Annotated in this window: 3 protein-coding genes and 1 pseudogene; all 4 read left to right on the forward strand. The window is 68.0% G+C overall.

The window, feature by feature from the left end:
- Positions 1-178, forward strand: a pseudogene (locus tag ELR45_RS42920) (allantoinase AllB); the annotation flags it as partial.
- A gap of 132 nt (positions 179-310) precedes the next feature.
- Positions 311-832 (forward strand): 2-oxo-4-hydroxy-4-carboxy-5-ureidoimidazoline decarboxylase, encoded by a 522-nt coding sequence (uraD, locus tag ELR45_RS24395; protein ID WP_129668786.1) that lies wholly within the window; start codon positions 311-313, stop codon positions 830-832.
- The gene (gene uraH, locus ELR45_RS24400) at positions 829-1,158 is read left to right on the forward strand and encodes a hydroxyisourate hydrolase (RefSeq protein WP_129668676.1); all 330 of its coding nucleotides are present in this window, start codon (positions 829-831) and stop codon (positions 1,156-1,158) included. The genes uraD and uraH overlap by 4 nt, the downstream gene beginning before the upstream one ends.
- Positions 1,159-1,163: 5 nt before the next feature.
- On the forward strand, positions 1,164-2,042 hold the full coding sequence (gene pucL / locus ELR45_RS24405) for a factor-independent urate hydroxylase (protein WP_129668677.1): 879 nt from the start codon (positions 1,164-1,166) through the stop codon (positions 2,040-2,042).
- The last annotated feature ends 25 nt before the right edge of the window (positions 2,043-2,067 follow it).

The following is a 2,067-nucleotide window of genomic DNA, read 5'->3' on the forward strand; positions in this document are numbered from 1 at the left end:
CGTCGTGCTCGCACCCGACGAGACGTTCGTCGTCCGCGAAGAGACGATCCGGCACCGCAACCCCGTCACGCCATACCTCGGCCGAGAGCTGCGCGGCGTCGTCCGACGGGTGTGGCTCCGTGGAACGGAGCTTGGCGAGAACACCGTGGCCGGCACCTTGCTGCGCCCCACGCCGTAACCTCCGTGGCGTCGCCGGGGACGTGGCGATATATCCAACCGCCTGGGCCGACGCCTTACATCGACGTAATGCGTATGCGCGATGATCCGGGGAACACGATAGACCGGTGAAGAGGAGGTCGCGGTGGCACCGATGAGCCCAGGCCTGACGGCGTTCAACGACCTCTCCGAGGCGGTGGCGATCTCGGCCCTGGGCACGTGCTGCACGGCGGGCCGGTGGATCATCGAGCTCGCGCGGGCACGGCCCTACGACGGCAGGAACGCCCTGCTGGACACGTCGGACCGCGTCGTCGCCGGTCTGACTCCGTCCGAGGTCGACGAGGCGCTCGCCGGGCATCCCCGCATCGGAGACCGCACAGCCGCCGGCTCACGGTCGGCCACCGAGCAGAGCGGCATGGCCACCGCCGAGGCCGAGCTCCAACGGCTCATCGCCGAGGGCAACCGCACGTACGAGAGCACCTTCGGCCACGTCTACCTGGTATGCGCCACCGGCAAGACGGCTCAGGAACTCCTCGACATCCTCACTGTCCGGTTGGCCAACGACCCAGCCACCGAGCATGCAGTGACGAAGGCAGAACTGGCCAAGATCAACCGGATCAGGCTGTCCCAGCTCCTCGACGAGCTGGCGACCACGGGAGAGGATGACGTGCCATGAGCGCCGCCACCATCAGCACCCACGTCCTCGATGCCGCCGCCGGTACACCTGCCGCCGGGATGGCCGTACGAGTCGAGCTCCTCGACGGCACCGAGGTCGTCCGCGGCGTCACGGACGACGACGGCCGCATCCCCGGCTTCGGCGCCGCCGCCCTCGGTGCCGGGCATCATCGCATCGTCTTCGACACCGGTGGCTACTTCGCCGCCACCGGCCGCAAGGGGTTCTACCCGGAAGTGGCGATCACCTTCACCGTCGAGGCCGCCGAGCACTACCACGTGCCGCTGCTGCTCTCCCCCTACGCCTACTCGACCTATCGCGGGAGCTGAACCTGATGTCGATCGTGCTCGGGCCCAACCAGTACGGCAAGGCGGAGAACCGTGTCGTGCGGATCTATCGCGACACCCTCCGCCACGAGATCAAGGACGTGACAGTCACGACGACGCTGCGTGGCGACTTCACCGACGCGCACACCACCGGCGACCAGTCCCGGATCCTGCCGACCGACAGCCAGAAGCAGGCGTGCTACGCCTTCGCCAAGACGCACGGGATCGACCAGATCGAGACGTACGCCCTCACCCTGGCCCGGCATTTCGCCGGCGGCATCGAACCGGTCGAGTCCGCCCGGGTCGTCGTCGACGAGCATCTGTGGGAAAGAGTCGGGGACCACGACCACACCTGGGCCAGAGCCGGCCGGGAGACCCGCACGACGGCGGTGACCGCGGACGCCACCGGAGCGGCATGGGTGCTGTCCGGGTTCAAGGATCTGGTCCTGCTCAAATCGACCGGCTCGCAGTTCTGGGGCTTCCTGGAGGACGAGTACACCGTGCTGGAGCCCACCACCGACAGGGTGCTGGCGACGTCGCTGGTGGCAAGGTGGCGCTACGCGACGGTGGACGTGGACTTCGGCCCCGTCTACGACGACGTCAAGGCGATCATGATGCGCACGTTCGCCGAGCTCGAGTCACTTGCACTGCAGCAGACGCTCTACGCCATGGGAACCGCCGTGCTGGAGGCTTACCCGCAGATCGCCGAGATGCGGCTGTCCGCGCCGAACAAGCATCACTTCCTCTACGACCTGGACCGGTTCGGCATCGAGAACAAGGGTGAGGTCTTCCACGCCGACGACCGCCCATACGGCCTCATCGAGGCGAGTGTCACCCGTGACGACGCCGGGCCTCCCGGCCCCGCCTGGATGGACGCGCTGCCGTGATCTCCGACGAGACCACGGCCGCACG

The sequence above is a fragment of the Phytoactinopolyspora endophytica genome, from assembly GCF_004138495.1.
Classification (GTDB): domain Bacteria; phylum Actinomycetota; class Actinomycetes; order Jiangellales; family Jiangellaceae; genus Phytoactinopolyspora; species Phytoactinopolyspora endophytica.